Here is a 25,956-nt window from a genome sequence, read left to right as displayed (position 1 = left end):
GGTGAAGGCGGCCGCGAAGGACGCGGTGATGGTCTCGGAGAGGAAGACGAAGCCCGCCGCCCCCGCGACCACCGGGTTCACGTACGTGAAGACCACCGCACGGGTCGGCCCCGCCTCGCGGATCAGTTCGAGGAAGACGATGAACGCGAGCGCCGTGCAGATGACCCCGAGGGCCGCGAGCGCCGCCAGGGTCGGCGCGTCCGGGACCTCCCGCGGCCAGGTCGCCGCCGCGGCGGGGGCGTAGACCACCGCCGCCAGGGTCAGGCAGGGCGCGATCAGCTGGAGCGTGGGGACGTCCTTGAGGTGGCGGGCCGCGATCAGCGGGGCGATCGCGTAGCCGAGCGCCGTGATCATGACCTCCGTGAGGGACCACGCGTTGCCGCCCGTCAGATGCGGGACGGTGAGCACCGCCACGCCCGAGAAGCCGAGCGCCAGGCCCGTCACCCGCCTGCGGCCGAGGCGCTCCGTGTCCCCGAAGAAGCGGGCGAGCAGCGCGCCGATGATGGGGACCGCGGCGATCAGCAGGCCCGCGGTGGAGCTCGACAGATGGCGCTCCGCGTCCGTCAGGGTCCACCACGGGCCGAGGATCTCCACGCAGGCGAAGACCAGCATCGGCCGCCAGTGCGTACGCAGGACGCCGGGCAGACCGCCTTGGCGCAGCGCGAAGGGGAGCAGCAGCGCGGCACCGAGGGCACAGCGCGTGAACACCACCATCGACGGCGTCAGATCGCTGTCCACCGCCACTTTGATCAGGAGGTACGGGATGCCCCACAGGACGCCCATGAGCGAGAAGAGAAGCCAGCCTCGTGCAGTCATGACGGGGATTTTCGGACAGGGCGGGGTGAGGCGTCTTGAACGTTGTTGCGGCGCGGGCAGCGCTCCCGAGGTTCACCGGCGCCGGGGGCACCGGAGCGGCAGGACTCCGGTATCGCGTGGCGGAGGAAATCTGCCTTGGCCGTAGTAGACATGAGGATGCGCCGGAGTTAGTCTTGTGCTTGTAAGCCATATGAGCGAGTACGAAGAAGGAGGCAGACGCCATCAGGATCGCCCGGGCGGGAATCTCGTCGGCCCGGGTACCGCAGACCCCCGGAACGGAAGGTGGTCCCACGGTCACGCATACGCGATCCCCGCGCACACCCCCACCTGTATCGGGGCGGCGCGGACAGAGAAGTCCGGCACAGCAGTAGGCCGGAAGATGGTGTTCAATCCCTCGGGGCCCTGGTGCCGTTCGGCGCCAGGGCCCCTCGACGCGTTTCCCGACCGATCAGGCAGAGGTGCCAATGACCGTAGAGAACTCCCTGGGTCGTCTCGACGACGACGACTATCCGGCCTACACGATGGGCCGTGCCGCCGAGATGCTCGGCACCACCCCCGGCTTCCTGCGCGCCATCGGTGAAGCCCGTCTCATCACTCCCCTGCGCTCACAGGGCGGGCACCGCCGGTACTCCCGCTACCAGCTGAAGATCGCCGCCCGCGCCCGGGAACTCGTCGACCAGGGCACCCCCGTCGAAGCGGCCTGCCGCATCGTCATCCTCGAGGACCAGCTCGAAGAGGCCAAGCGCATCAACGAGGAGCTGCGGCGCTCCACCGCCGAGCCGCAGACTTCGACCGACGGCTGACCCCTCTCGGCACAGCAGCCGGTCCCGCACCATAGCTGTCACCGCGAAATGAGAAATAAGGACAGGGCGCGATGAAAACATCTCGCACGGCGCGCCGAGTGGAATTTTCCCCGCTGCCTCTCCGGCTTCGGCGTGCTACTGTCGATCTCAGTTGCAGTTGTGGTTCCCAAAACTCCAAGTGCCTCCGACGGCCGTTCGGCTGCCGGGAGCACTTTTGTATTTTCGGTCATTATCCGGATGGGTGAATCATCGCAGCGACGCGGGATCCGCACAGTGCGGCTCCCGAGACTGCCCAGAAGGAGAATTGACATGGCATCTGGCACCGTGAAGTGGTTCAACGCGGAAAAGGGCTTCGGCTTCATCGAGCAGGACGGTGGCGGCGCCGACGTGTTCGCCCACTACTCGAACATCGCCACCCAGGGCTTCCGCGAGCTGCTCGAAGGCCAGAAGGTGACCTTCGACATCGCGCAGGGCCAGAAGGGCCCGACGGCCGAGAACATCGTTCCCGCCTGACACCCGGCACACCGCATGAGCAGGGCCCGCGCCTCGGGGCGCGGGCCCTCGCTCGTACCCGACCCGTACCCGAGGGGCCGTACGAGGCCCCGCCCGCGCGCGTCGCCCGGCATCCGGCATCCGGCTCGTCCGTAGTCAACATCCGTATCCGGCTCCGGCTCCGGCTTGTTCCGTGTCCGGCACCCGCTCCGGCATCCCGGCAGCGGCACGCCCTCGGGCGTCCGGTGCATGAATGCCCTCGGGACACCCGGTGAACATGCACTCGCCGGACCCCGCGCGCCGCACGGGTTTACCGACCGGGCCTGCTCTCTGTCGCCCGGCCGATCATGCGCATTCCGGCGGACGGCGTGTTTTCCGCAATTCACGCCGCACCGGCCGCACGCCGCACCGCTTTAATCTCGGCTCGTTCTCGCGGTTCCCCTCACAGCTGTTCGTCTGCTGCGGGAATTCCTTGATACGTGCCGCATCAAGGAAGGTTCCTCATGAACCGCACACACGCGAACCGCACGTACACGAACAATCGTTCCCGCCGCCCCGGCTCGCGCCCCGCGGGCTCCGGCCGCAGGCCCGCCCCCGTGCAGGGCGAGTTCGCTCCCCCGAAGACGATCACCCCCGCGCTGCCCGCGGTCGAGGCGTTCGCCGATCTCGACATGCCCCGGCACCTGCTCACCGAGCTGACCGCGCAGGGCATGCGCGTACCGACCCCCATCCAGGGCGCGACCCTGCCGAACACCCTCGCCGGGCGTGACGTGCTCGGCCGCGGGCGGACCGGCTCCGGCAAGACGCTGGCCTTCGGCCTCGCGCTGCTCGCCCGTACCGCGGGACAGCGCGCCGAGCCCCGGCAGCCCCTCGGGCTCGTCCTCGTACCCACCCGGGAACTCGCCCAGCAGGTCACCGACGCGCTCACCCCCTACGCCCGGTCCCTCAAGCTGCGGGTGACCACCGTCGTCGGCGGCATGTCGATCGGCCGGCAGGCGAGCGCGCTGCGCGGCGGCGCCGAAGTCGTCATCGCCACGCCCGGGCGGCTCAAGGACCTCATCGAGCGCGGGGACTGCAAGCTGGACCGCGTCGCGATCACCGTCCTCGACGAGGCCGACCAGATGGCCGACATGGGCTTCATGCCCCAGGTCACCGCCCTGCTCGACCAGGTCAGGACCGAAGGTCAGCGGATGCTGTTCTCCGCGACGCTCGACCGCAACGTCGACCTCCTGGTCCGGCGCTACCTGCACGACCCGGTGGTCCACTCCGTCGACCCCACGGCGGGCGCGGTCACCACGATGGAACACCACCTGCTGCACGTCCACGGCGCCGACAAACACGCCACGACGACCGAGATCGCCGCCCGCACCGGCCGCTCGATCATGTTCCTCGACACCAAGCACGCCGTCGACCAGCTCACCAAGCACCTGCTCGCCAGCGGTGTCCGTGCCGCCGCCCTGCACGGCGGCAAGTCCCAGCCGCAGCGCACCCGCACCCTGGCCCAGTTCAAGACCGGGCACGTCACGGTCCTCGTGGCCACCAACGTCGCCGCCCGCGGCATCCACGTCGACAACCTCGACCTCGTCGTCAACGTCGATCCGCCCAGCGACCACAAGGACTACCTGCACCGCGGCGGGCGCACCGCCCGTGCCGGCGAGTCCGGCAGTGTCGTCACCCTCGTCCTGCCCAACCAGCGCCGCGGGATGGAGCGTCTGATGGCTGACGCGGGCATCTCCCCGCAGTCCACCCGGGTCCGCTCCGGCGAGGCCGAGCTCCACCGCATCACCGGCGCCCAGGCACCCTCCGGCGTTCCCGTCACCATCACGGCGCCGCCCGTGGAGCGCCCCCGGCGCGGCGGTTCCACCAAGCGCGGCCGCCGCAGCCGCACCGCGCAGGGAAAGCGCCAGACCGCTCAGCGGCAACCGGTCCTCAACACCGCCGCCTGACAGTACTGTTTCCCCCAGAATCCCTTCTCCCTGCGAGGTCCCATGCGCTGTGTCATCGCTCGCTTCCCCTTCGACCTGACCAAGCCGGGAGTGGTCGAATCCATGCAGGGCGTCAAGCCCGAGCCCGTCACCGGCGAGTACGTGACCATCGGCCGACGCCACTTCCCCCTGAAGCAGGTGGGCCAGGTCATCACCGGCCAGGACCGCCGCGACTTCAGCGCCGGTGAGGTCCAGCGGGCGATGGTCCGCCTCGGCTTCACCTGCCACGCCGCGCCCGAGCCCACCCCCGCCGTGCCCGCGCCCGGCCCCACCCCGGGCCTCAGCCCCCTCCAGCGGGCGTCCGCGATGCTCGGCAACCCCGAGCAGAGCTGATCCGGGCGGCACCGGCTCGCACGCTGTCGCGGTACGCCGCCGGTGTCACCCCCAGCACCCGGCGGAACCAGCGCGTCAGATGCGCCTGGTCGGCGAAGCCCACCAGGCCCGCCACCGCTGCCGGGCGCAGTCCGCTCTCCAGGAGCCCACGGGCCCGCGTGACGCGGTACTGCGCCAGCCAGGCGTACGGCGGCATCCCCATCGCCGTACGGAAGGCGCGCAGCAGCTGGTAGCGGGACAGGCCCAGGTCGGTGGCCAGTTCGGTGAGCGTGGGGGGTGCGAGGACGTCGTCGGCGAGGCGGTCGCGGACGGCGAGGGCCACGGCGGCGCCCGCCGTGGCCGACTCCCGCACCCCCGTGCCCGCGGTGGCGTGGCGCCGGGCCAGGACGGTGAACAGTTCGGTGAGCCGGGACTCGGCCGCCAACGTCGCCCACGGGTCCACGGCCCGCCCGGCCCCCGGCCGCGCCGGGTCCACGTCCGCGCTCAGTCGCGTGTGCGCCGCCCGCAGCGCCGCCGAGAGCTGCGGGTCGTCCACGACCGCGTCGCGGAAGTGCGGCACCGTACGGGCGCCGTCGGCGAACAGGTGCGGCGAGGGGTACATCGCGCGGTACGCGTAACCGTCGCCGTCGGAGCCGGGGCGGCCGGTGTGCGGCTCGCCGGGGGCGAGGACCACCACCGCACCGGGACCGAGCTCGAGGCTGCCGCCGCGGTAGTCGATGATCTCGGTGCCGGTGACGCAGACGCCGATGCTGAACTCCTCGTGCGCGTGCGGCGCGTAGCGGTGGCGGTCGAAGCGGGCCGTCAGGAGGTCCAGGGCGCTGCCCTCCCCGAGGGCGGCGCGGGTCCAGGTGGCGCGCTCCGCCGTGCCTTCCGCGGCGCGTTCCGTCGTCGGCCCGTGGATGTTCTCCGCGGCGCCTTCCGTCGTGGACCCGTGGGGGGCGCGTCCGCGGTCGTCCCGTGCGCCCTCAGTGCTGCTCATGACTCCGTCGTCCCCCGTCGTTCTCCGGCTTTCGCGTGCTGGTACTCGGCCCGGTCCTGACCCGCGCCCTGTCCTGGTACGTGCGTACGTGTGGTGCGTGCGTACGGGTGCTCAGTTCGGGAACGCCCCCGCGTCCCTTTTCCATGCCGCCCGGCACGGGCCGTTCGCGGACTTGACCTTGCCGTAGCGTCAACGTTTCTACTTGAGGGCATGCGCATCGGAGAGATCGCGGCTGCCGTCGGCCTGACGACGCGGGTCATCAGGCACTATCACCACCTCGGGCTGCTGCCCGAGCCCGCGCGGCGGCCCAACGGGTACCGCCAGTACGGGCTGCGGGAGGCCATCGTGCTGGCCCGCGTCAGGCGGCTCACCGAGTTGGGGCTCGGTCTCGAAGAGGTACGGGACGTCCTCGCCGACGACGCGGGGCGCGAACTCACCGAGGTGCTCGCCGAACTCGACGACGACCTGGCGCGGCAGGAGGCCGGCATCAGGGCGAGGCGGGAGCGGCTCGCCGAGCTGTTGCAGCTGTCGCGCGAGGGGCTGCTGCCCGGCGAGGGCCCGGTGTCACCGGGCCTCGCGGAGCTGTTCGGGCGACTGCGTCCGAGCGAGTCCGAGACCGCGGCCAAGGACCTGGAGCACTTGGCGCTCTTCGACGCCACCGCCGATCCGGGCCACCGCGACCGCCTCTACGACGCCCTGCGCGGACTGGCCGACGACGGCGGCCTCGCGGGGCGCCTGGCGGAGCTGTACGCCCGCCTCGACGAACTGGTCGACGCGGAGCCCGACGACCCGCGAGTGGTGCCGCTCGGCACGGACCTCGCGGCCGTCATGCCCGATGACCTCCTCGCGGTCCTCGTACACGGGGGCGAGGACCGCGAGGACCACCACGTCGCGAAGGCCATCGAGGCGGAGGCCGCTCCGCCGAAGGGTGTCGCCTCCCTGGGCAGCGCCTTCGGTGAGGCGTTCCTCGACGACTTCGCGCCCGCTCAGGCGGCGGCGATCCGGCACATGATGCGGTTGATCACCGGGCGGACGGGGTGGAACCCGTGAGGCGGGCGGTGCGGGTGCTGCGCCGGTTGTGCGGGCACGAGCTGCGCGGCTTCGCGAGTCTCGGCCTGTGGGTGGTGCGGCGGCGGCACGGTGCGGGGGCGGGGGCGCTCGCGGCCGCGTACACCGGGCCGCAGACCGCGATGTTCTTCGGCCTCGCGTTCGTGGCGGTGGTGGAGACCGTCGTCCTCGCACTCGTCGTGCCCTGGCCCGTCGTGCACGCCGTCCTGCTGTTCGTGGACGTCTACACGGTGGGGCAGATCGTCGCGCTGCACGCCGGGTGCGTGACGCGGCCGCACGTGGTGGGCGCGGACGGGTCGCTGCGGGTGCGGTACGGGCAATACCTGGACGTCACGTTGCCCGCCGCCGACATCCGGTCGGCCCGCGTGCAGCGGCGCTACCCCGAGGGGCGCACCGTGCAGGTGCACGACGACGGTTCGCTGGACGTCGCGGTCGGCAGCCAGACGACGGTCACCGTGGAGCTGACCCGGCCGGTCGCCTTCGTACGGCCCTTCGGCCTGCGCGCCCACGCCCGCGTGGTGCGGCTGCACGCGGACGACCCCCGTGCACTGGTCGACGCCCTCACCCGGCGGCGACCGGCGGACCCGGCGGCCCAGGAGCCCCGGACGGCCCAGGAGTCCCCGGCGGTCCCGGGGTCCCGCACCGTCGAGGAGAAGTCCCCGGCACCCGCGCTCAAGCGGGAGCGAACAGGACCTGGGCCCGCCCCGGATCCGCTCGGGTGAGCCGTACGGGCAGCCGCTCCCCCAGCGGCAGCCCGGCCGTCCCGCCGCCCTCGATCCGGGCGACGACGGCCGGCTCGGACACCTGCACCGTGCCAACGTCCGGCTCACGCTCCCGCACGTCCACGACGACGCCGTCGAAAACCTCCCCGACCCGGTCCTTGAGGAGCGCGGCCTCGACGACGTCCACGCACTCCCGCTCCACGGAGTTGGCGCGCCGGGTGCCGTCGGCCATCTCCCGGGGCAGTCCGGGCAGTGCCGCGAGCACCCACTCCGGGGGCGGCGTGTCCGCGCACGCGGCCAGGCACAGCTCGGCGGCGTAGCGGTCGACGAGGCGGCGCAGCGGCGCCGTGCAGTGCGCGTAGGGCGCGGCCACGGCGGCGTGCGTCGTCAGCTCCGGCACCTCGCCACCGCTGAACGCCGTGTAACCGGCGCCGCGCAGCAGCGTCGTGCACTCCTGGAGGAACGCCGCCCGGTGCGGTTCGCGCGGGTCGAGGGAGCGGACGAGCCGCGCGTACGGGACGTGGTGCGGCCAGTCGATGCCCAGGGCCTTCGCGGTGTGGCGCAGGCGGACCACCGCGCCGTCGGGGGCGGTGGGCAGCGTCCGCAGGATCCCGGCGCCCGCGGCGATCATCAGCTCGGCCGCCGCCATGCCGGTCAGGAGGGAGATCTGGGCGTTCCAGCCGTCGGCGGGGAGCGGGGCGCGGAAGGCCAGTTCGTACGTTCCGTCCGCCCCGTCCGGGGTGGCCCGCTCCGTCACCTCCTGCTCGGGCACGTTCAGCGAGATGCCGCCGCGCTCCACCTCGAGGCCCTCGCGCAGCCGCCCCACCTCGGCGAGCAGCGCCACCGGCTCCTCCGCGGTGCCCGCGTCGATGGCGGACTGGACGCCTGCGTAGTCCAGCTTGGCGCGGCTGCGGACCAGGGCGCGGCGCACGTCGGTGCTTTCGGTGCGGCCGTCCGCGTCCAGGTCGACGGTCCACAGCACGGCGGGGCAGGTCTGCCCGGGGAGCAGGCTGGCCGCGCCCTCGCTGAGCGCGGTGGGGTGCAGCGGGACCTTGCCGTCGGGGAAGTAGAGGGTGGTGACGCGGCGGTGGGCCTCGCTGTCGAGCGGGCCCGACGGGGTGACGTACGCCGACACGTCCGCGATGGCGTACCGCACCCGGTAGCCGCCGCCCGGACGCCGCGACAGGTGCATCGCCTGGTCGAGGTCGACGGAGGACGGCGGGTCGACGGTGAACAGCGGGATGCCGGTGGCGTCCTCGTCCGGCAGGCGCGGGGCCGCCGCGGCGCGCTCGGCCTCGGCGCACGCCTCAGCCGGGAAGGCCTCCGGCACGTCGAGCCGTACACGCAGCTCACGCAGCGCGGCCCGCAGCGGGGCTTCGGCTGCGCCGGTGACGTGGAGGTGGCGGCGGGGCATGCACCGAGCGTAGGACGGCTCGCCGCCGAGGGCACGCCGTAACCTTCCCTGCCCGAACCGCTGCACTTCCGGGCCGCTCCCCCGGGTCCCTTCGCGCGCGTGCCGCCCCGCAGCCGTGCCTCGTCGCAGCCGTAGCCCTGCCCGGCGGGGCCTGCACGGCCGGGTCGCTGCACCCCCGGGGCCCTTCGAGTCCGTGCCCCTTCCCGGCCCTACCCTTTCGCCGCCGTACCCTTTCGCTGGGGCCGCATCCCCCTCCCCCCGTCCCCGGTACCTACCTCCACCCCGTACCCCGAACGAAATCGGAGCAGTGCTCGTGCTCGTCCTGTTGCCGCCGTCCGAAGGCAAGGCTCCCTCCGGGCGTGGGGCGCCCCTGAAGCCCGAGTCGCTGTCCCTGCCGGGGCTCGCCGAGGCCCGTGCCGCCGTCCTCGACGAACTGGTCGAGCTGTGTACCGCCGACGAGGACAAGGCGCGTGCGGTCCTCGGGCTCAGCGAGGGGCTGCGGGGCGAGGTCGCGAAGAACGCCGGGCTGCGGACCGCGGGGGCGCGGCCCGCCGGTGAGATCTACACCGGTGTGCTGTACGACGCCCTCGACCTGGCCTCGCTCGACGCGGCCGCCCGGCGTCGGGCCGCCCGGTCGCTGCTCGTCTTCTCCGGGCTCTGGGGGGCGGTGGGCGTGACGGACCGGATTCCGTCGTACCGCTGCTCGATGGGCGTGAAGCTGCCGGGGCTCGGGGCTCTCGGCGCGTACTGGCGTGGGCACATGGCCTCCGTGCTGCCCGCTGCCGCCGGGGGCGGGCTCGTGCTCGACCTGCGGTCCTCCGCGTACGCCGCCGCGTGGCGGCCCAAGGGGGAGGTCGCTGAGCGGACCGCCACCGTGCGGGTGCTGCATGCGCAGGTCGTGGACGGGGTGGAGCGGCGGTCCGTCGTCTCGCACTTCAACAAGGCGACCAAGGGGCGGATCGTGCGGTCGCTTCTCACCGCGGGGGTGGTGCCTGGGGGGCCCGCCGAGCTTGTCTCCGCTCTGCGGGATCTGGGGTACGTGGTGGAGGCGGAGGTGCCCTCCCGGGCGGGGCGGGGTTGGGCGTTGGATGTGGTGGTGCGGGAGGTTCACTGAGTGGGTGCGGGTGCGGTGCGGGTGCGTGTGCGGTGCGGGTGTGGGTGCGGTCCGGGTGCGGGTGAGTGCCCTCGCGGGGCGCCCCAGGCCCGCCCCTTCACCGTAACCAGGGGCGCTGCGCCCCCTGGACCCCAGCCTTATCGGCGCTCCGCGCCTCGTCCTCAAACGCCGGACGGGCTGGATCTGTACCGCACCGGCGACAGTTCGAGCCTGTCCGGCGATTGAGGGCGAGCGCGTCAGCGCGAAGGAAGGGCGGGCGGGTGGGGAAGAGCCTGTCCGGCGATCGAGGACGAGCGCGTCAGCGCGAGGGGAGAGCACCAGCACAGCGCGTTGCGGTGTGCGCAACGCGCTTTGCGCAGCCTGCACCCCCCGGTGCACGATGACCCCATGAACCCCGCTGCCGCCGCCAAGGCCTCCGTGCTGGATCTCGCCCCGGTCGTCCCGGTCGTCGTCATCGACGACCCGGCGGACGCGCTGCCGCTGGCGCGCGCCCTGGTGGCGGGGGGCCTGCCGGCGATCGAGGTGACGCTGCGCACGCCCGTCGCCCTGGACGCGATCCGGGCCATCGCCGACGGCGTGCCGGACGCGGTCGTCGGCGCCGGAACGGTGATCTCGGCGGCGCACGTCGGGCACGCGGTCGACGCGGGCGCCCGCTTCCTCGTCAGCCCGGGCTGGACGCCCGCGCTGCTGGACGCGATGCAGGCGTCGGGAGTGCCGTTCCTGCCGGGGGTGTCCACCACGTCGGAGGTCGTGGCGCTCCTGGAGAACGGCGTCGACGAGATGAAGTTCTTCCCGGCGGAGGCCGCCGGGGGCACCGCGTATCTGAAGTCCCTCGCGGGCCCGCTCCCGCAGGCCCGCTTCTGCCCCACCGGCGGCATCTCCGCCGCCTCGGCGCCCGCCTACCTGGCCCTCGGCAACGTCGGCTGCGTCGGCGGCAGCTGGATGCTTCCGGGCGACGCGGTCGCCGCGAAGGACTGGGCGCGGGTGGAGTCCCTGGCCCGGGAGGCGGCAGCGCTCAGCGCAGGTGCGCCGTCTCGTTGAGGAGGCGCACGCTCGCGTTGCCGTCCGCGTAGTACGCCACCGCCGACAGCGACGCCGCCGCCAGCTCCATGCGGAACAGTGCCTCGGGGGGCGCGCCGAGTGCGAGCCTGACGAGGGTCTTGATGGGCGTGACGTGGGTGACGAGCAGCACCGTGCGGCCAGCGTGGGCGCTCAGGAGCCCGTCACGGGCCGCCGCCACCCGCGTGGCGACCGCGGTGAAGGACTCGCCGCCCGGCGGTGCCGCGTCCGGTGACGCGAGCCAGGCGTTCAGCTCGTCGGGCTGGCGCTCCCGCACCTCCGCGAACGTGAGCCCCTCCCAGGCGCCGAAGTCCGTCTCCCGCAGTCCCTCTTCGATCCGTACGCCGAGGCCGAGCCGGGCGGCGACGGTGCGGGCGGTCTCCTGGCAGCGCAGCAGCGGTGAGGACACCACGGCCTGCACGGTGCCGCGCGCGGCCAGCGCGGCCGCCACGCGGACGGCCTGCTCCCGGCCGACGCCGGAGAGCGACGGGTCGCTCCCGCCGCTGCCGGAGAAGCGCTTCTGCGGTGTGAGCGGGGTCTCGCCGTGCCGAAGGAGCACGAAGGTGGCGGGCGCACCGAGGTCGGCGGGAGCGGCCCACCCCACGGGCGGCACCGCGGCCACGGCCTCGACTCCCGCACCGGTGCCGGACTCGACGCCGGTGACCGCTTCACCCACCGCACCGGTGACCGCCTCACCCGATGCACCGGTGGCGACACCGCCGCCCACCGGCTCCACCCCCGCCGCCGCCACCGATCGCGCCGCCCGCACGTCGGCGGCGTCCGCCGCCGCACCGCGGGCCGCGGCGTCGGTCACGTACGCCGTCGAAGTTCCCGCTCCGGCCCCCGCGAGCGCGGCCCGTGCCCGCGCCGCACCCGCCGCGGCGTCCCCGGGCGGCCCCTTTGGCTCGACGCCGAGGGCGCCCGGAGCGCCAGGGGCACCGGGGGTGCGGGCAGGGCGGTCGAGGTCGGCCGTGGACGTCGAGGGCGACCACTGCTCGCCCCGCTTGCCCGCGTCCATCGCCTCGTTGGCGAGGCGGTCCGCGTGCTTGTTCCGGTCGCGCGGGATCCACTCGTACGTCACCCGGCCGGGCGGGAAGACCCGCGCGGCCGCCGTGGCGAGCGGCTTCATGTCGGGGTGCTTGATCTTCCAGCGGCCCGACATCTGCTCGACGACCAGCTTGGAGTCCATGCGTACGTGCACACGCGCCGCCGGGTCGAGCGCGTGTGCGGCACCGAGGCCCGCGACGAGACCCTTGTACTCGGCGACGTTGTTGGTGGCCACGCCGATGTACTCGGCGGCCTCCGCCAGGGTCTCCCCGGTCACGGGGTCGATGACGACGGCGCCGTACCCGGCGGGGCCCGGGTTGCCCCGGGAGCCGCCGTCGGCCTCGACGATGAACTCCCGCACCGCTGCCGTCCCTTACAGGCCGGACTCGGAGGTGCGCACCAGGATGCGGCGGCAGTTCTCGCAGCGCACCACCGTGTCGGGGGACGCGGCCTTGACCTCGTTCACCTCGGTGATGTTCAGCTCCAGGCGGCAGCCCTCGCAGCGCCGCTGGTAGAGCTTGGCCGCGCCGACGCCGCCCTGCTGCTGACGCAGCTTGTCGTACAGCTTGAGCAGGTCGGCGGGCAGGGACCCGGCGACGATCTCGCGCTCCTTGGTGACGGTCCCGGCCTCGCGGTCGAGGTCCGTAGTGGCGGCGTCACGGCGGCCCGTGGCGTCGTCGATCTTCGACTGGACGGAGCCGACGCGCTCGGTCAGCTCGCTCACGCGCTCCTGCGCGGACTCGCGGCGCTCCATGACCTCCAGGACGACGTCCTCCAGGTCGCCCTGGCGCCGGGCCAGGGAAACGATCTCCTTCTGGAGGTTCTCCAGGTCCTTGGGGGAGGTGATCGCACCGGAGTCCAGGCGCTTCTGGTCGCGGGCGGCGCGCTGGCGCACCTGGTCCACGTCCTGCTCGGCCTTGGTCTGCTCGCGGGCGCAGTCGCTCTCCTCGGTCTGCGCGGCCACGAGCAGGTCGCGCAGCTGCGTGAGGTCCTTGGTGAGCGACTCGATCTCGGCGTGCTCGGGCAGCGACGTGCGCTTGTGCGCGAGCTGCGCCAGGCGGAGGTCCAGGTCCTGGAGGTCGAGGAGGCGGATCTGGTCGGCGGGCGCGGCGTTCAGTTGGGGGCTCCAAGGGAATCAGTAGGGGCAAAGGAGGCGCTCGCTGCGGGGGTGGCGGCGGCAGGGGCGTGCGCGGCGGACGACGCCGCGTGGGCGGTCCAGGGGTCGGTGACCGTCTTCGAGACGTGGACGCGAAGACCCCACCCGTGCCGGTCGGAGATCTCGTCGAGCTGGGCGGCCGCCAGCTCGCACCAGGGCCACTCGGTGGCCCAGTGCGCGGCGTCGAGCAGCGCGAGCGGTGTCTGCGCGCGGGCCTCCGACACCGGGTGGTGGCGCAGGTCGGCGGTGAGGAAGGCGTCGACGCCCGCGGCGCGCACGGCGTCGAAGAGGCTGTCGCCCGAGCCGCCGCTGACGGCGACGGTCCTGACCGTCCGCCCCGGGTCGCCCGCGACGCGGACGCCCTGCGCGGTGGCGGGCAGCCGCCTCGCGGCGTGCTCGGCGAACTCGGCGAGGGTCAGCGGGTGTTCGAGCTCGCAGATCCGGCCGAGGCCGCGGCGGCCGTCGTCGTCCGTCGGATCGGGTACGAGGGGGCGTACGACGCGGACGTCGAGGGCGCCCGCGAGGGCGTCGCTGACCCCCGGGTCCGCGGTGTCGGCGTTGGTGTGCGCGACGTGCAGGGCGACGTCGTTCTTGATCAGGTCGTGGACGACCCGGCCCTTGGCGGTCGACGCGGCGACCGTCGTCGTCCCGCGCAGATAGAGCGGGTGGTGCGTGACCAGCAGGTCCGCGCCGATGCGCACCGCCTCGTCGACGATCTCCCGGACGGGGTCCACGGCGAACAGGACCCGGGAGACCTCGGCCTCGGGGTCGCCGCACACCGTGCCGACGGCGTCCCACTGCTCGGCCCGCTCCGGGGGCCACAGGGTGTCGAGGGCGGCGATGACTTCAGACAGACGGGGCACGGGGAAAGGCTACCTTCCCGCCGTCCCGCCGGGTCCCCGGGTGACGGACAGCGACGGCCCGCTGACGAGCGGCTACGGCTGTTCCGTGGCCTCGGCCGGGGACCGGGGCCCTGCCGGGGGCTCCCCAATCCCGCCCCTTCCCGAAACTGGGGCTCCGCCCCAGACCCCGTTATCGGCCTGCGGCCTCGTCCTCAAACGCCGGACGGGCTGGATCTGTGCCGCACCGGCGACAGTTTCAGCCTGTCCGGCGATTGAGGACGAGGCGCGAAGCGCCGATACGGGGTCTGGGGCGGAGCCCCAGGAACGGAGAAGGGGCGGGCCTGGGGCGCCCCGCGCAGGCCAACGCCCCCCACCCAGCACACCCACCCCCCACCCCTCAGGCGAATCGTCACTCCGCCACACATACGCGTGAAGGGCACGCCCCACGAGCCCCCCGCCCCCGGCGGAAAACTAACGTCGCCGGCGGAGGTGACCCCAGATGACAGCCACTGTGGCCGAGCCCTCGCCCCCCGCACCCCCGCCCACTTCCCCGCCGGGAGGCACCCCCTCGGCCTGGATCCGCGCCCGCGCCAAGACAGCCGCCGGGCCCGGCCTCGGTGCGGCGCCCGCGGCTCCCCCGGCCATCACCGCCGACGGCACCTACGCGGCGCGGCTGGCGCAGCGCGGCGGCTGCTGGTTCCCCGAGCGCTGGACCCTGGACTCCGCGGAGCCGTACGCGGTACCGCTGCCCGCGCACCAGCCGGAGGAGCCGGGCACCCGGGTCCTGCCGATGGCCGACGGGCGGGTGCTCGTGCACCGCCGGGCCGCGGGACGGCACCTGTTCTCGCTGCTCTACCCGACCGGACCCGGGACCGGCGAAGTGCAGCTCGGCGGGGTGGAGTTCGAAGAGGGGGCGGGGGCCGAGCTGACCTTGCTGCCGCCCGCGCCGCGCGGCGCCTACGCCTACGCCCTCGCGGCGGGGGCGCGTTCGACGGCCGTGTGGCTGGTGGCGGGCGGCTCGTTCGGGCCCGAGCACCTCGCGGAGATCCCCGGGCGCTGCACCGGCGGCGTCTGGCTCGACCGCGCCAACCGCATACTGGCGCTCGACCGCGCTCTCGACGGCCGCACCAAGACCGTGGCCGTGGACTTGGAGCGGGGCGGCGAGGTGACGCCGCTGCTCCAGATCACCGCCGAGAGCGACGACCGGCTGCTGCTCGCCGACGCCGACAGCGGCCTCGTCCTCGTCCGCTCCGACGCCCCCGGCGAGACCCGCGTCGGCTGGGGGGTGTTGGGCAGCAGCAGGCCCGTGCGCTTCCCCGAATGCCTGCGGCTTCCGGGGCGCGCCGTGACACCCTTCGCGATCCAGCCGGGACAGGCGCTGCTGCCGGAGAGCTGCGCGGTCGCCCTGCGCGTGGACGACGGTTCGGGCACCTGCGCGCCCTGGCTCTACGGCTGGCGTCCCACCGAGCGCAGGCTCCAGCAACTGCGCGCCCCCAAGGGGTGGTTCGCCGGTTCGGGGCGCTGCACCCCGGCAGGGGTCCTGGAGTTGCCGTACGTCACCGGGAGCGTGCCCTGCGGAATGGCGAGGGTCGAGGTGCCCGCTCCGGGACGGGGCGCCGACCCCGTGGGCGCGGAGCGCGACACGCCGGACGCGGGGGGCGCCCCTGAGGCGTCCTCCGAGGTGACGGCGGCGGCGAGCGCGGCACGGGTACGGCGCCCCGTGCCGTTGCAGCAGGCACCCCTCGGCGGACGCGGTACGGCCGGTTAGACTCGCCCGGCTGTACGAACGATCATTGCTACGGGGTGAGTGTGTCGATGACCGAGAATGTGGCCGCCGAGCCGCGCGAAACGGGTGTGAGGGACTTCCGGGAGGGCCACGCCTGCACCGGGCGTGCCGACTGCGCCGGGGGTGGGCGGCACCGGGGTCCGGTGGCGGAGCACGACGAGGAGACGGCCCCCCGGGGCCGCCACCGCCGCGAGCCGGCCCAGGCCTGAGCCAGCTCCTTCTTCCCCCCGCCCGCTCGCCCCTTTCCCGGGGCAGGCGGGCGGGTCTTTTCGTACCGGAAGGGGACCTGGGCGGGAGCGCAGCCCGTCCGGCGTTCGCGGACGAGGCCGCAGGCCGCAGGCCGATCGACGCAAGTCGTCCGACCCGCACGGAAACCCCCAGGACGAGGAAGCCCCCTCGCACACAAACCCCGCTAACCGCGTCGCAGGCCGAGTATCTCCGGCGCCGCGAACATCTCCCCCTCCGGCCGCCCCGCGAAGTACGGCGACAGCGCCTCGTCCAGCTCCCGGAAGTCGAAGACCCCCGCCGCGGAGTCGAACTTGACCGCCACCCGCGGCCGCTCCACCACCGCCACCATCCCGCCGTGCACCACGAGCACCTGCCCGTTGACGCGCCGTGCCGCGGGCGAGGCCAGATAGCCGACCAGGGGTGCCACGTGCTCGGGTGCCAGCGGGTCGAGTTGCCCCTCGGCGGGTTCGGCGAAACCGGCGAACACGTCCGAAGTCATGCGGGTCCTGGCCCGCGGGCAGATCGCGTTGGCCGTGACTCCGTACTTGGCGAGCGCCAGGGCGGTGGACGTGGTGAGGCCCACGATCCCGCCCTTGGCCGCGGCGTAGTTCGGCTGCCCGGCCGACCCGGCGACGAACGCCTCGGACGAGGTGTTCACGATCCTCCCGTACACCGGCCCGCCCGCTTCCTTCGAGCGTTCCCGCCAGTGGGCGGACGCGAAGCGGATGGTGTTGAAGTGGCCCTTGAGGTGGACCCGTACGACCGAATCCCACTCGTCCTCCGACATCGAGAAGACCATGCGGTCCCGCAGGATGCCCGCGTTGTTGACCAGGACGTCGAGTTTCCCGTACGTGTCGACGGCCGTCCGCACGAGCCCGCGCGCCTGTTGGTGGTCGGCCACGTCACCGGTGTGCGCGACGGCCTTGCCGCCCGCGTCGCGGATCTCGGCGGCGACCTCCTCGGCGGGGCCCGCCGAGGAGGCGCCGGAGCCGTCGCGGCCCGGCTGCCCGAAGTCGTTGACGACGACGCTCGCGCCGAGCCGCGCGAGTTCGAGGGCCTCGGCCCGGCCGAGCCCGCGGCCCGCTCCGGTGACGACGGCTGCCAGGCCTTCGAGCGGCAGCGAGTCCTCACGTGGCGGCGGCACTTCATGTGGCCGGGACACTGCACCCGGCAGCGGCACCTCATGTGGGGACACCTCACCTGAGAGCGGCGCTTCGTGTGGCGGTGGCATGCGGGGGCGTGCTCCTCTCCCGAAGGGCCCCGGTCGTGACGGGGCCGGCGGTTCAGAGTTCGATGCAGGTGCGCAGGGCGGCACCGGACCGCATCTGTTCGATGGCCTCGTTGACCTCGGTCAGCCGCACCCGGTGGGTGATCATGCCCTCCAGGTCGATGCGGCCCGCCCGCCACAGCGCGATGGCCCGCTCGTACGACCGGAGCACGTCCCCGCCCCCGTACAGCGACGGCAGGATGCGTTTCTCGTCGAAGAACAGCTCGAACATGGTGAACCGCACGTGGTCGTCCATGGCGCCCGCCCCGACCACGCACAGCGTGCCACCGCGCCGAGTCGCCTCGTACGCCGTACGCGCGGTCGACGACTTGCCGACGACTTCGAAGACGTAGTCGAAGCCCTCGTCCGCCGTCACGCCGCGGCGGGCGTCCGCCAGGTCCTCGGGGGCGACGGCCCGGGTGGCGCCGAACCTGAGGGCGGCCTCGCGCCGGGAGGCGACCGGGTCGACGGCGACGATCTCCGCGGCGCCCTTGACCCGTGCGCCCTGGATCGCCGAGACGCCGACGCCGCCGCAGCCGATGACGGCGACCGACGAACCCGCGGCCACGTCCGCCGTGTTGATCGCGGCGCCGAGTCCGGTCGTCACTCCGCAGCCGATGAGCGCCGCTATGTCGAACGGCACGTCGTCCGGTATCGGCACCGCGCAGGCGGCGTCGACGACGACCTCCTCCGTGAAGGTGCCGGTGCCCGCGAAGCCGAAGACGTCCGCCCCGTCGCCCGTGCGCCGGAAGTTGGGCGTGCCCGCGCTCAGGAAACCGGCCAGGCACAGCTGGGTCTGGCCGCGCCGGCACGCCGGGCACCGCCCGCACGCCGGGAGCCAGCACACCAGGACCCGGTCGCCCTGCTCGACGTGGGTGACACCGTCACCGACGTCGAGGATCTCGCCCGCGCCCTCGTGGCCGGGGACGAACGGCGCGGGCTGCGGAAGGACGCCGTTCATCGCGGACACGTCGGAGTGGCACAGGCCGGTGGCCCGTACCCGGATCCTGACCTTGCCGGGGCCGAAACCCACCGCCTCCACGTCGTCGAGCACGTCGAGCTTGTCCTGGCCTGTCTCGTGCAGTAGGGCTGCGCGCATGGCGTACGGCTCCTCTCGCCGTCGGTCGAGGCGTCGTCGGTTCGGTCGTGGTCGGTCCGTTCGCCGTCGGCCGGGTCGTCGTCAGTCGAGTTCCACGGCGGTGTCCGCGAGGACGGGTGCGTCGCCGCGCTCGACGGCCGTGACCACCACCTGGACGCGCCCCAACGACTCCCACATGCCGACGCGCAGCGTCTCGCCCGGGAAGACGACGCCGGTGAACCGCGTGGTGTAGGCGCGCACCCGGGTCACGTCGCCGCCGAGGACGGTGTCGACGACGGCCTTCAGCGTCATGCCGTACGTGCACAGGCCGTGCAGGATCGGCCGGTCGAAGCCGCCGAGCTTCGCGAACCCGGGGTCGGCGTGCAGCGGGTTCCAGTCGCCGGAGAGGCGGTACAGCAGGGCCTGGTCCGCCCGTACGGGGCGCTCCACGGTCCGGTCGAAGGGGCGTTGCGGCACGTCGAGGCGGGCGGAGGGGCCGCGCTCGCCGCCGAAGCCGCCCTCGCCGCGTACGAAGATCTGGGCGTCGCTCGTCCACAGCGGCCCGTCGTCGTCGGCCGCCTCGGAGCGCAGCACGATGACGGCGGCCTTGCCCTTGTCGTACACGGCCGCGACCTTCGACGTGGTGGCGGCGCGGCCCTCGGTGGGGATCGGGCGGTGCAGTTCGATGCGCTGGCCGCCGTGCAGGACGGCCGCGAGGTCCACCTCGATGCCGGGTGCGGAGAGGCCGCCCATCATGCCCGTTCCGGCGCCGGCGACGGTGGCGAAGCTGGGCAGGACGTGCAGCCGGGACTCCAGGGTGTAGCGCAGTTCGCCGGGGTCGGTGGCGGGGCTCGACAGATCGGGGTTGGCGCCGGCGCCGAGGCCCAGGTGGTAGAGCTGGACGTCCCTGTGGCCCCAGGTGATCGCGGCGCTGCGGGGTTCGGCGGCCAGGGCCTTCGCGGCATCTATGGGCATGGGGAGGCGGCTCCTCGGGGGGCGGGGTGCTGGCGCGGGGTGCGGGGTGCAGGGGGGAGACCTCGGTGCTTCCGTCCGCACCGTCGGTCGCACCGAGGTCGTCTGCGGTGGCCCGGGGTCGGTCCCGGTGCCTCTCTCGTACGTTCCACTCGTATGTTGATGTTCACTCGTACGTTCTAGAACGCGTTCTAGGCGATGGCCCATGTATAGCCCAGCGCCCCACGCTTGGGAAGAGCGCTGACGTTCCGTCAGGTACGGTCGGGCCCGGCCGCCCCGCGGCCCCCCGCGGTGACATGTGTGCCGGTCGGCCCGGTAGGGACCGCCGTGTCGCGCGGTGGCGTGGCAGCCTGGCCTCATGGACGAGATGCCACGGGACCACCGGCCCGCAAGATGTACGAGAGTCCTGCTCGCCGAGGACCAGGGCATGGTGCGCGGCGCGCTCGCGCTGCTGCTCGGCATGGAGGCGGACCTCGAGGTCGTCGCGCAGGTCGGGGCGGGCGACGAGGTCGTGCGCGCCGCGCTGACCACGCGGCCCGACGTGGCGCTGCTCGACATCGAGCTGCCGGGCCGCAGCGGTCTTGAGGCGGCGGCCGACCTGCGGGCGGAGTGCCCCGAGTGCCGGGTCGTCATTCTCACCACCTTCGGCAGGCCCGGTGATCTGCGGCGCGCGATGGAGGCCGGGGCGGCGGGGTTCCTCGTCAAGGACGGGCCCGTGGGGGAGCTCGCCGAGGCGATCCGTGCCGTGCTGCGCGGGGAGACTGTGGTCGATCCTGCGCTCGCCGCTGCGGGGCCCGGTCCGTTCACCGGGCGGGAGGCCGAGCCGCTCACCGGGCGGGAGGCCGAGCCGCTCACCGGGCGGGAGGCCGAGCCGCTCACCGGGCGGGAGGCCGATGTGCTTGCGGCGGCGGGCGACGGGGTGGCGGTCGCCGATATCGCCTCGGCGCTGCGTCTTTCGGAGGCGGCCGTGCGGGAGCATCTCTCGGCGGCCATCGGGAAGACGGGGGCGCGGGGCCGGACGGAGGCTGTGCGGGAGGCTCGCCACCGGGGTTGGCTGTGAGGCCGTTGCGGTGGATCGCCTGAAGGGCTCGTCCTCAAACGCCGGACGGGCTGACAACCACTACCCGGCACGGGCCCGGAGGCCCGCCCACCATCGCCGTACGCCGCCGCACCCCACATCGCCTGAACGGCTCGTCCTCAAACGCCGGACGGGCTGAAAAGCAAAGCGCCGGGCAAGGTGGGGAACCGGATGGACGGGCCTCAAGTGCCGGGTGGGGGTTTCGTGTGTTCGGTTCGTGGCATCGCGGTCAGTACCACCGCCACCGCCCCCGCGAGGAACACCGCGCCCCACAGGAACGCCTGCGCGTAGCCCTCCGCGAGGGCGTGGGTGGTTTCACGGGTGCCGGTGCGGGACGCGGCGATCGTGGAGAGGACGGCGAGGCCGAGGGAGCCGCCCATGGTGCGGGAGGTGTTGATGAGGCCGGCGACCAGGCCCGCGTCGCCGGGGGCCGCGCCGCTGGTGGCGAGGGAGGCGAGGGGGGTGCCCGCGAGGCCGGCGCCGAGCATCATCAGGATGCCGGGCAGCATGATCGAGGTGACGTACGCGCCGGTGGCGTCGAGGACCTGCCACTGCCACACGAACCCGACGGCGGCGACGAGGACGCCGACGACCGTGACGCTGCGCGCCCCCATGATCCGCATGAGGTGGGGTGCGACCTTGGAGCCGACGACCACGCTGACGGAGCTCGGGATCAGGGCGAGTCCGGCCTTCAGGGGGCTGTAGCCGAGGACGTTCTGCGCGTACAGCGTCATGAAGAACCACATGGCGAACATGCCCATGCCGCAGACGAACATGGTGGCGTTGGCCGCCGACACCGACCGCACGCGGAACAGGCCGAGCGGCATCAGCGGTGCCTTGGCGCGGGCCTCCACGGCGAGGAAGGCGGCGATCAGGGCGAGTCCGGCGGCCAGCGGCACCAGCGTTCCCGCGGCGGTCCAGCCCGCCGACTCCGTCTGCACGATGCCGTACGCGAGAGTGGCGATACCGCCGGTCACGAGGACGGCACCGGGCAGGTCGAGGCGGCGCGCCGCCGACGCGCGGCTCTCGCCGAGCCAGCGGAGGGCGGCGCCGAAGACGAGGACGCCGACGGGGACGTTGACGAGCAGCACCCAGCGCCAGTTGAGGCCGTCGGTGAGCACACCGCCGACGAGGCCGCCCGCCGCGCCGCCGCCCGCCCCCACCGCGGACCAGGTGGCGATGGCCCGCACCCGGGCGGCGCCCTCCGGCACGGCCGACGTGAGGATCGTCAGGGTCGACGGCGCGAGCACGGCCGCCCCGAGGCCCTGCACCGCACGGGCGAGGAGGAGTTGCCAGCCCTCCTGCGCGAGCCCGCCGGCGAGCGAGGCAAGCGTGAACAGGCCGAGGCCCACCAGGAACATCCGCTTCCGGCCGAACAGGTCCCCCGCCCTGCCGCCGAGCAGCATGAACCCCGCGAACGCGATGGAGTACGCGTTGACGACCCACTGCAACCCCGTGGCGCTCAGCCCGAGATCGGTCCGCATCGACGGCAGGGCCACGTTCACGACGGACACGTCGAGGACGACGAGGAACTGGCCGGCGCAGGCCACGGCCACGACGAGCCAGGTCGGCGGGGCGGAGTGGCCGGATATCCGGGAGGTCGGGGTGTCGGCGGGGGTGCGCAGCATGCGCTCCATGGTGGCAGCGCAAACATGTCCCGTACATCGGAAAAAAGCGGCAGAGTCCCGGGGCGGAGGGACTAGGCCCACGGGCTCGTGAGCAACGTCACCACCGCCGCGCCGCCGAGGCCGATGTTGTGGGCGAGGCCCACGCGCGCGCCCCGGACCTGGCGCGGTCCCGCCTCGCCCCGCAGCTGCCAGGTGAGTTCGGCGGCCTGGGCGAGGCCGGTGGCACCCAGGGGGTGGCCCTTGGAGATGAGGCCGCCGGAGGGGTTCACCACCCAGCGGCCGCCGTACGTCGTCGCGCCGGACTCGGCGAGCTCGCCCGACCCGCCCTCCTCGCACAGGCCGAGCGCCTCGTAGGTGAGGAGTTCGTTGACGGAGAAGCAGTCGTGCAGCTCGATCACGTCGACGTCGTCGATGCCGAGGCCCGCCGCGTCGTAGGCCCGGCGTGCCGCCGCCCTGGACATGGGGCGGCCCACGACGTCGATGCAGCTGCCCGACGCGAAGGACTCCTCGGTGTCCGTCGTCATGGCCTGCGCGGTGATCTCGACGGCGCGGTCCGCGAGGCCGTGCCGCTCCACGAACGCCTCGCCGGCGACCAGGGCCGCCGCCGCACCGTCCGACGTGGGTGAGCACTGGAGCTTGGTGAGGGGCGCGTGGATCGGCCCGGCGGCGAGGATGTCGTCGACGGTGTACGCGTCCTGGAACTGGGCGAGGGGGTTGCGCGTGGAGTGGCGGTGGTTCTTCGCCGCCACCGCCGCGAGCTGCGCGGGCGTGGTGCCGTACCGCTCCATGTGCTCGCGGGCCGCGTTGCCGAAGATCTGGGCCGTGGGCGGTGCGGCCTCGAAGCCGTGGCGGGCCGCCATGACGCCGTAGTGCCGGGCCACGGGGGACGTCGCGAAGTCGCCGTCCCCGCTGCCCGCGCCGAGTGCGCCGCGGCGCATCTTCTCGAAGCCGAGGGCCAGCACGCAGTCGCTCGTACCGCCCTCGACGAGCTGCCGCGCCAGCATCAGGGCCGTCGATCCGGTGGCGCAGTTGTTGTTGACGTTGTAGACCGGCACCCCGGTCAGGCCCAGTTCGTACGCCGCCCGCTGCCCGGCCGCCGAGGCCTGGAAGCAGTAGCCGGCCGCGACCTGCCGCACCCTCGTGTACGGCACCCCGGCGTCGGCGAGCGCGGCGGTGCCCGCCTCCGCGGCCATGTCCCAGTACTGCCGGTCCCGGCTCTCGGGCTTCTCGAACTTCGTCATGCCGACACCGACGATGTAGCTCTTCACCGCTGGGCTCCTTCGCGGGATGCGGACGCGGATGCGGATGCGGATGCGGGGATGCGCCGGGGGCGCCCCCTCGGTTGCAGGCGCCCCTTCCGGTAGCAGCTGTCGGACGGGCGTCAGGGTAGAACACGTTTCAATCTGACGGAAGGTCAGGAACGGGGCGGACGGGACAACGAGCGGGTCAACGGGGAGTCAAGAGTTCCTCTGGTTCGATGTGCGTCGGAATAGTCGCCCGGGGAGACAGGTTCGTGTTGCACGTACCTGCGGACCCCGCCCGCCGCACGCCCGCGGGCCCCGCGCCCCACCCTCGCCCCGGAGGCCGCACGCCCATGTCCCAAGCGACGACCCACCCCCGCGAGGACCGCGCAGCGCGCGGCACCCGCGGCGTCGTCCCCGTCCTCGCCTTCGCGGGCATCGTCGTCGCCGTCATGCAGACGCTGCTCGTCCCCGTCATCAAGGACCTGCCCGCCCTGCTCGGCACCGCGCCCTCCAACGCCACCTGGGTCATGACGTCGACGCTGCTCGCGGGCGCCGTGTCCACCCCGATCACGGGCCGTCTCGGTGACCTCTTCGGCAAGCGGAAGATGCTGCTGACCAGCCTCGCCGTGATGGTCGTCGGCTCCCTGGTGTGCGCGTTCACCGACGATCTGCTCGTGATGATCGTGGGCCGCGCGCTCCAGGGCTTCGCGATGGGCGCGATACCCCTCGGCATCGGTCTGATGCGGGACGAGCTGCCGCGCGAGAAGCTCAGCTCCGCGATGGCCCTGATGAGCTCGTCCATCGGTGTCGGCGGCGGGCTCGCCCTTCCGGTCGCCGCGCTCGTCGCCCAGCACACCGACTGGCACGCGCTCTTCTTCGGCGCCGCGGGTCTCGGCGTACTCGCGATGGCGCTCATCGTCCTCTTCGTACCGGAGAGCCCGCTGCGCGCGCAGGGCACCTTCGACGTGCTCGGCGCCCTCGGTCTGTCCGCGGGGCTCGTCCTGTTCCTGCTGCCCATCACCAAGGGCAGCGACTGGGGCTGGGGGTCGGGGCTGACCCTCGGGCTCTTCGCCGCCGCGGCCGTGGTCCTGGTCCTGTGGGGCGTGCTGGAACTGCGTCTCACGGCGCCGCTCGTGGACCTGCGCACCACCGCGCGCCGCGAGGTGCTCCTCACCAACCTGGCCTCGATCATGGTCGGTGTCGCCTTCTACGCCATCTCGCTGGTTCTGCCGCAGCTTCTCCAGCTGCCCGCGTCCACCGGTCACGGGCTCGGTCAGTCCATGGTCGTCGCGGGTCTGTGCGTGGCGCCGCTCGGCCTGACGATGATGTTCACCGCGCCGGTGTACGCGCGCCTCTCGGCGACGTACGGGCCGAAGGTCACCCTGATCCTGGGGCTGCTGATCATCGCGATCGGGTACGGGGCGGGCCTCGGTCTGATGAGCGCCGCCTGGCAGACCATCGTCGTCTCGGTGGTCGTGGGCGCGGGCATCGGTCTCGCGTACTCCTCCCTGCCCGCCCTGATCATCGGCGCCGTGGACGCCTCCGAGACGGGCGCGGCCAACGGCCTGAACACGCTGATGCGGTCCATCGGTACGTCGGTGTCGAGCGCCGTGATCGGCATGGTCCTCGCCAACACCGCGGACCATGTGGGGGCCGTCGACGTGCCGACGATGTCGGGCTTCCGCAACTCCTTCCTCATCGCCACGGGCGCGGTCGCGCTCGGCCTGCTGTTCGCCCTGTTCCTGCCGGGCCGCAGCCGGGCCGTGGCGGAGCAGAAGCCGCAGCTGCGGGCCAGCAGCGAGGAGGATGCCCGCCTGGAGGCGGCCGAGCTGGTCCTCGGCGGCTTCCGGGGCCGGGTGCTCGGCCCTGCGGGCGCGCCGGTCGGGCGGGCCATGGTCACGCTCATCGACCACCGCGGGCGCCGGGCGGGCGCGGCGCTCACCGACGGCGCGGGCCGGTACGCCCTCGCCGTCCCGGCGGGTGGTGCCTATGTACTCGCCGCGACGGCCTCGGGGCACGCACCGCTCGCGACATCGGTGACGCACCGGGGCGAGGGGGCTCCGGTGGAGGTGGACCTGGCCCTGGCGGGCCCCAGCGAAGTACTGGCCTGAGGCCTTCGAACGCCTGGGGGTGCGGGGAGTGGCGCGGCCGGCCGCGGACGCGTCTGCGGGGTTCCCGGCAGACGCGACTGCGGCTCGTCGCCGCTTGCGCGCCCCCCCACAAGGGGCGCGGGGAACGGCGCGACCAGCCACGAAACAGCCGCAGACGCGTCTGCGGGGTTCCCGGCAGACGCGACTGCGGCTCGTCGCCGCTTGCGCGCGCAGTTCCCCGCGCCCCTCACCGGGCCCCCGCAAGGGGCGCGAGGAACTGCGCGGCCAACCACCAAAAAGCCGCAGACGCGACTGCGAGGTCCTCGGCACACGCGACTGCGGCTCGTCGCCGCTTGCGCGCGCAGTTCCCCGCGCCCCTCACCGGGCCCCCGCAAGGGGCGCGAGGAACTGCGCGACCAGCCACCAAAAAGCCGCAGACGCGACTGCGAAGTCCCCGGCAGACGCGACCGCGGATTGTCGCCGGTTGCGCGCGCCGTTCCCCGCACCCCTCACCGGGCCCCCGCAAGGGGCGCGAGGAACTGCGCGACCAGCCACCAAAAAGCCGCAGACGCGACTGCGAGGTCCTCGGCACACGCGACCGCGGCTCGTCGCCGCTTGCGCGCGCCGTTCCCCGCGCCCCTCACCGGGCCCCCGCAAGGGGCGCGAGGAACTGCGCGGCCAACCACCAAAAAGCCGCAGACGCGACTGCGAGGTCCTCGGCACACGCGACCGCGGCTCGTCGCCGGTTGCGCGCG

The 25,956-nt window shown here is 73.6% G+C and carries 22 protein-coding genes and 1 pseudogene; 12 read left to right on the top strand and 11 right to left on the bottom strand.

Going from position 1 to position 25,956, the window contains the following annotated elements; translation table 11 throughout:
- Positions 1-33: 33 nt before the first annotated feature.
- Positions 34-783: pseudogene (locus ACH4DX_RS03370) on the bottom strand (DMT family transporter); the annotation flags it as partial.
- A gap of 497 nt (positions 784-1,280) precedes the next feature.
- Between ACH4DX_RS03370 and ACH4DX_RS03365 the strand changes: the two are divergent.
- The 4 genes from ACH4DX_RS03365 (at position 1,281) to ACH4DX_RS03350 (ending at position 4,429) form a co-directional block, all read left to right on the top strand.
- The gene (locus ACH4DX_RS03365) at positions 1,281-1,619 is read left to right on the top strand and encodes a MerR family transcriptional regulator (RefSeq protein WP_398153801.1); all 339 of its coding nucleotides are present in this window, start codon (positions 1,281-1,283) and stop codon (positions 1,617-1,619) included.
- Between the two features lie 309 nt (positions 1,620-1,928).
- Positions 1,929-2,132, top strand: a complete 204-nt coding sequence (locus ACH4DX_RS03360) for a cold-shock protein (RefSeq protein WP_030563973.1) — start codon at positions 1,929-1,931, stop codon at positions 2,130-2,132.
- A 482-nt stretch (positions 2,133-2,614) separates the two neighbouring features.
- Positions 2,615-4,057 carry a DEAD/DEAH box helicase gene (locus ACH4DX_RS03355; protein ID WP_398117365.1) on the top strand — a complete coding sequence of 481 codons (1,443 nt, stop codon included), beginning with the start codon at positions 2,615-2,617 and terminating at the stop codon, positions 4,055-4,057.
- 42 nt (positions 4,058-4,099) lie between these two features.
- Positions 4,100-4,429, top strand: coding sequence for an SCO5918 family protein (locus ACH4DX_RS03350; RefSeq protein ID WP_398117363.1), 330 nt, complete (start codon positions 4,100-4,102; stop codon positions 4,427-4,429).
- On the opposite strand, the gene ACH4DX_RS03345 is transcribed toward ACH4DX_RS03350, so the two are convergent.
- The gene (locus ACH4DX_RS03345) at positions 4,377-5,408 is read right to left on the bottom strand and encodes a helix-turn-helix domain-containing protein (RefSeq protein WP_398153800.1); all 1,032 of its coding nucleotides are present in this window, start codon (positions 5,406-5,408) and stop codon (positions 4,377-4,379) included. The genes ACH4DX_RS03350 and ACH4DX_RS03345 overlap by 53 nt on opposite strands.
- 210 nt (positions 5,409-5,618) lie before the next feature.
- Here ACH4DX_RS03345 and ACH4DX_RS03340 point away from each other — a divergent pair, with 210 nt between their 5' ends.
- Together ACH4DX_RS03340 and ACH4DX_RS03335 are read left to right on the top strand one after the other, a co-directional pair.
- The gene (locus tag ACH4DX_RS03340; RefSeq protein ID WP_398153799.1) at positions 5,619-6,458 is read left to right on the top strand and encodes a MerR family transcriptional regulator; all 840 of its coding nucleotides are present in this window, start codon (positions 5,619-5,621) and stop codon (positions 6,456-6,458) included.
- On the top strand, positions 6,455-7,198 hold the full coding sequence (locus tag ACH4DX_RS03335; RefSeq protein ID WP_398153798.1) for a hypothetical protein: 744 nt from the start codon (positions 6,455-6,457) through the stop codon (positions 7,196-7,198). The genes ACH4DX_RS03340 and ACH4DX_RS03335 overlap by 4 nt, the downstream gene beginning before the upstream one ends.
- Here ACH4DX_RS03335 and ACH4DX_RS03330 read toward each other — a convergent pair.
- Positions 7,149-8,612: an RNB domain-containing ribonuclease gene (locus tag ACH4DX_RS03330; RefSeq protein ID WP_398153797.1), complete on the bottom strand. Its 1,464-nt coding sequence runs from the start codon at positions 8,610-8,612 to the stop codon at positions 7,149-7,151. The two genes, ACH4DX_RS03335 and ACH4DX_RS03330, sit on opposite strands and share 50 nt — an antisense overlap.
- Positions 8,613-8,925: 313 nt before the next feature.
- Between ACH4DX_RS03330 and yaaA the strand changes: the two genes are divergently transcribed.
- Positions 8,926-9,726, top strand: a complete 801-nt coding sequence (yaaA, locus tag ACH4DX_RS03325) for a peroxide stress protein YaaA (protein WP_398153796.1) — start codon at positions 8,926-8,928, stop codon at positions 9,724-9,726.
- Positions 9,727-10,113: 387 nt separating this feature from the next.
- Positions 10,114-10,767: a bifunctional 4-hydroxy-2-oxoglutarate aldolase/2-dehydro-3-deoxy-phosphogluconate aldolase gene (eda, locus tag ACH4DX_RS03320; RefSeq protein ID WP_398117353.1), complete on the top strand. Its 654-nt coding sequence runs from the start codon at positions 10,114-10,116 to the stop codon at positions 10,765-10,767.
- On the opposite strand, the gene ACH4DX_RS03315 is transcribed toward eda, so the two are convergent.
- Genes ACH4DX_RS03315 through ACH4DX_RS03305 form a run of 3 tightly spaced genes read right to left on the bottom strand, consistent with a single transcriptional unit; the run spans position 10,742 to position 13,851 of the window.
- Positions 10,742-12,193, bottom strand: coding sequence for a bifunctional RNase H/acid phosphatase (locus tag ACH4DX_RS03315; RefSeq protein WP_398153795.1), 1,452 nt, complete (start codon positions 12,191-12,193; stop codon positions 10,742-10,744). The two genes, eda and ACH4DX_RS03315, sit on opposite strands and share 26 nt — an antisense overlap.
- A 12-nt stretch (positions 12,194-12,205) precedes the next feature.
- Complete coding sequence (locus ACH4DX_RS03310; RefSeq protein ID WP_398118065.1) at positions 12,206-12,949, bottom strand: zinc ribbon domain-containing protein; 744 nt, start codon at positions 12,947-12,949, stop codon at positions 12,206-12,208.
- Positions 12,946-13,851, bottom strand: coding sequence for a Nif3-like dinuclear metal center hexameric protein (locus ACH4DX_RS03305; RefSeq protein ID WP_398153794.1), 906 nt, complete (start codon positions 13,849-13,851; stop codon positions 12,946-12,948). The genes ACH4DX_RS03310 and ACH4DX_RS03305 overlap by 4 nt, the downstream gene beginning before the upstream one ends.
- 478 nt (positions 13,852-14,329) lie before the next feature.
- Between ACH4DX_RS03305 and ACH4DX_RS03300 the strand changes: the two genes are divergently transcribed.
- Together ACH4DX_RS03300 and ACH4DX_RS03295 are read left to right on the top strand one after the other, a co-directional pair.
- Positions 14,330-15,598, top strand: coding sequence for a hypothetical protein (locus ACH4DX_RS03300; protein ID WP_398153793.1), 1,269 nt, complete (start codon positions 14,330-14,332; stop codon positions 15,596-15,598).
- Between the two features lie 47 nt (positions 15,599-15,645).
- Positions 15,646-15,825, top strand: a complete 180-nt coding sequence (locus ACH4DX_RS03295; protein WP_398117345.1) for a hypothetical protein — start codon at positions 15,646-15,648, stop codon at positions 15,823-15,825.
- A gap of 203 nt (positions 15,826-16,028) precedes the next feature.
- Here the strand turns inward: ACH4DX_RS03295 and ACH4DX_RS03290 are convergent, their stop codons facing one another.
- The 3 genes from ACH4DX_RS03290 to ACH4DX_RS03280 form a co-directional block, all read right to left on the bottom strand.
- On the bottom strand, positions 16,029-16,988 hold the full coding sequence (locus ACH4DX_RS03290) for a 3-oxoacyl-ACP reductase (protein WP_398153792.1): 960 nt from the start codon (positions 16,986-16,988) through the stop codon (positions 16,029-16,031).
- 139 nt (positions 16,989-17,127) lie between these two features.
- Positions 17,128-18,210: a Zn-dependent alcohol dehydrogenase gene (locus tag ACH4DX_RS03285; protein ID WP_398153791.1), complete on the bottom strand. Its 1,083-nt coding sequence runs from the start codon at positions 18,208-18,210 to the stop codon at positions 17,128-17,130.
- An 81-nt stretch (positions 18,211-18,291) separates the two neighbouring features.
- The gene (locus ACH4DX_RS03280; RefSeq protein ID WP_398153790.1) at positions 18,292-19,164 is read right to left on the bottom strand and encodes a MaoC/PaaZ C-terminal domain-containing protein; all 873 of its coding nucleotides are present in this window, start codon (positions 19,162-19,164) and stop codon (positions 18,292-18,294) included.
- Between the two features lie 355 nt (positions 19,165-19,519).
- Here ACH4DX_RS03280 and ACH4DX_RS03275 point away from each other — a divergent pair, with 355 nt between their 5' ends.
- Complete coding sequence (locus ACH4DX_RS03275; protein ID WP_398153789.1) at positions 19,520-20,221, top strand: response regulator; 702 nt, start codon at positions 19,520-19,522, stop codon at positions 20,219-20,221.
- Positions 20,222-20,421: 200 nt separating this feature from the next.
- On the opposite strand, the gene ACH4DX_RS03270 is transcribed toward ACH4DX_RS03275, so the two are convergent.
- Positions 20,422-21,867, bottom strand: coding sequence for an MFS transporter (locus ACH4DX_RS03270; protein WP_398117336.1), 1,446 nt, complete (start codon positions 21,865-21,867; stop codon positions 20,422-20,424).
- A 71-nt stretch (positions 21,868-21,938) separates the two neighbouring features.
- The gene (locus tag ACH4DX_RS03265; protein ID WP_398117335.1) at positions 21,939-23,135 is read right to left on the bottom strand and encodes a thiolase C-terminal domain-containing protein; all 1,197 of its coding nucleotides are present in this window, start codon (positions 23,133-23,135) and stop codon (positions 21,939-21,941) included.
- 326 nt (positions 23,136-23,461) lie between these two features.
- Between ACH4DX_RS03265 and ACH4DX_RS03260 the strand changes: the two genes are divergently transcribed.
- The gene (locus tag ACH4DX_RS03260; protein ID WP_398153788.1) at positions 23,462-25,222 is read left to right on the top strand and encodes an MFS transporter; all 1,761 of its coding nucleotides are present in this window, start codon (positions 23,462-23,464) and stop codon (positions 25,220-25,222) included.
- Positions 25,223-25,956 lie beyond the last annotated feature (734 nt).

It is taken from the genome of Streptomyces sp. NPDC017940 (assembly GCF_044328435.1).
In the GTDB taxonomy this organism is placed as follows: domain Bacteria; phylum Actinomycetota; class Actinomycetes; order Streptomycetales; family Streptomycetaceae; genus Streptomyces.
This window is presented reverse-complemented; position numbering and strand designations above follow the sequence as displayed.

Coding starts and splice junctions, on each gene's coding strand:
- ACH4DX_RS03275 (WP_398153789.1), top strand. CDS start 19,520: ATGGACGAGATGCCACGGGACCACCGGCCCGCAAGATGTACGAGAGTC.
- ACH4DX_RS03345 (WP_398153800.1), bottom strand. CDS start 5,408: ATGAGCAGCACTGAGGGCGCACGGGACGACCGCGGACGCGCCCCCCAC.
- ACH4DX_RS03295 (WP_398117345.1), top strand. CDS start 15,646: ATGACCGAGAATGTGGCCGCCGAGCCGCGCGAAACGGGTGTGAGGGAC.
- ACH4DX_RS03300 (WP_398153793.1), top strand. CDS start 14,330: ATGACAGCCACTGTGGCCGAGCCCTCGCCCCCCGCACCCCCGCCCACT.
- ACH4DX_RS03350 (WP_398117363.1), top strand. CDS start 4,100: ATGCGCTGTGTCATCGCTCGCTTCCCCTTCGACCTGACCAAGCCGGGA.
- ACH4DX_RS03365 (WP_398153801.1), top strand. CDS start 1,281: ATGACCGTAGAGAACTCCCTGGGTCGTCTCGACGACGACGACTATCCG.
- ACH4DX_RS03340 (WP_398153799.1), top strand. CDS start 5,619: ATGCGCATCGGAGAGATCGCGGCTGCCGTCGGCCTGACGACGCGGGTC.
- ACH4DX_RS03270 (WP_398117336.1), bottom strand. CDS start 21,867: ATGCTGCGCACCCCCGCCGACACCCCGACCTCCCGGATATCCGGCCAC.
- ACH4DX_RS03260 (WP_398153788.1), top strand. CDS start 23,462: ATGTCCCAAGCGACGACCCACCCCCGCGAGGACCGCGCAGCGCGCGGC.
- eda (WP_398117353.1), top strand. CDS start 10,114: ATGAACCCCGCTGCCGCCGCCAAGGCCTCCGTGCTGGATCTCGCCCCG.
- ACH4DX_RS03285 (WP_398153791.1), bottom strand. CDS start 18,210: ATGCGCGCAGCCCTACTGCACGAGACAGGCCAGGACAAGCTCGACGTG.
- ACH4DX_RS03280 (WP_398153790.1), bottom strand. CDS start 19,164: ATGCCCATAGATGCCGCGAAGGCCCTGGCCGCCGAACCCCGCAGCGCC.
- ACH4DX_RS03360 (WP_030563973.1), top strand. CDS start 1,929: ATGGCATCTGGCACCGTGAAGTGGTTCAACGCGGAAAAGGGCTTCGGC.
- ACH4DX_RS03355 (WP_398117365.1), top strand. CDS start 2,615: ATGAACCGCACACACGCGAACCGCACGTACACGAACAATCGTTCCCGC.
- ACH4DX_RS03330 (WP_398153797.1), bottom strand. CDS start 8,612: ATGCCCCGCCGCCACCTCCACGTCACCGGCGCAGCCGAAGCCCCGCTG.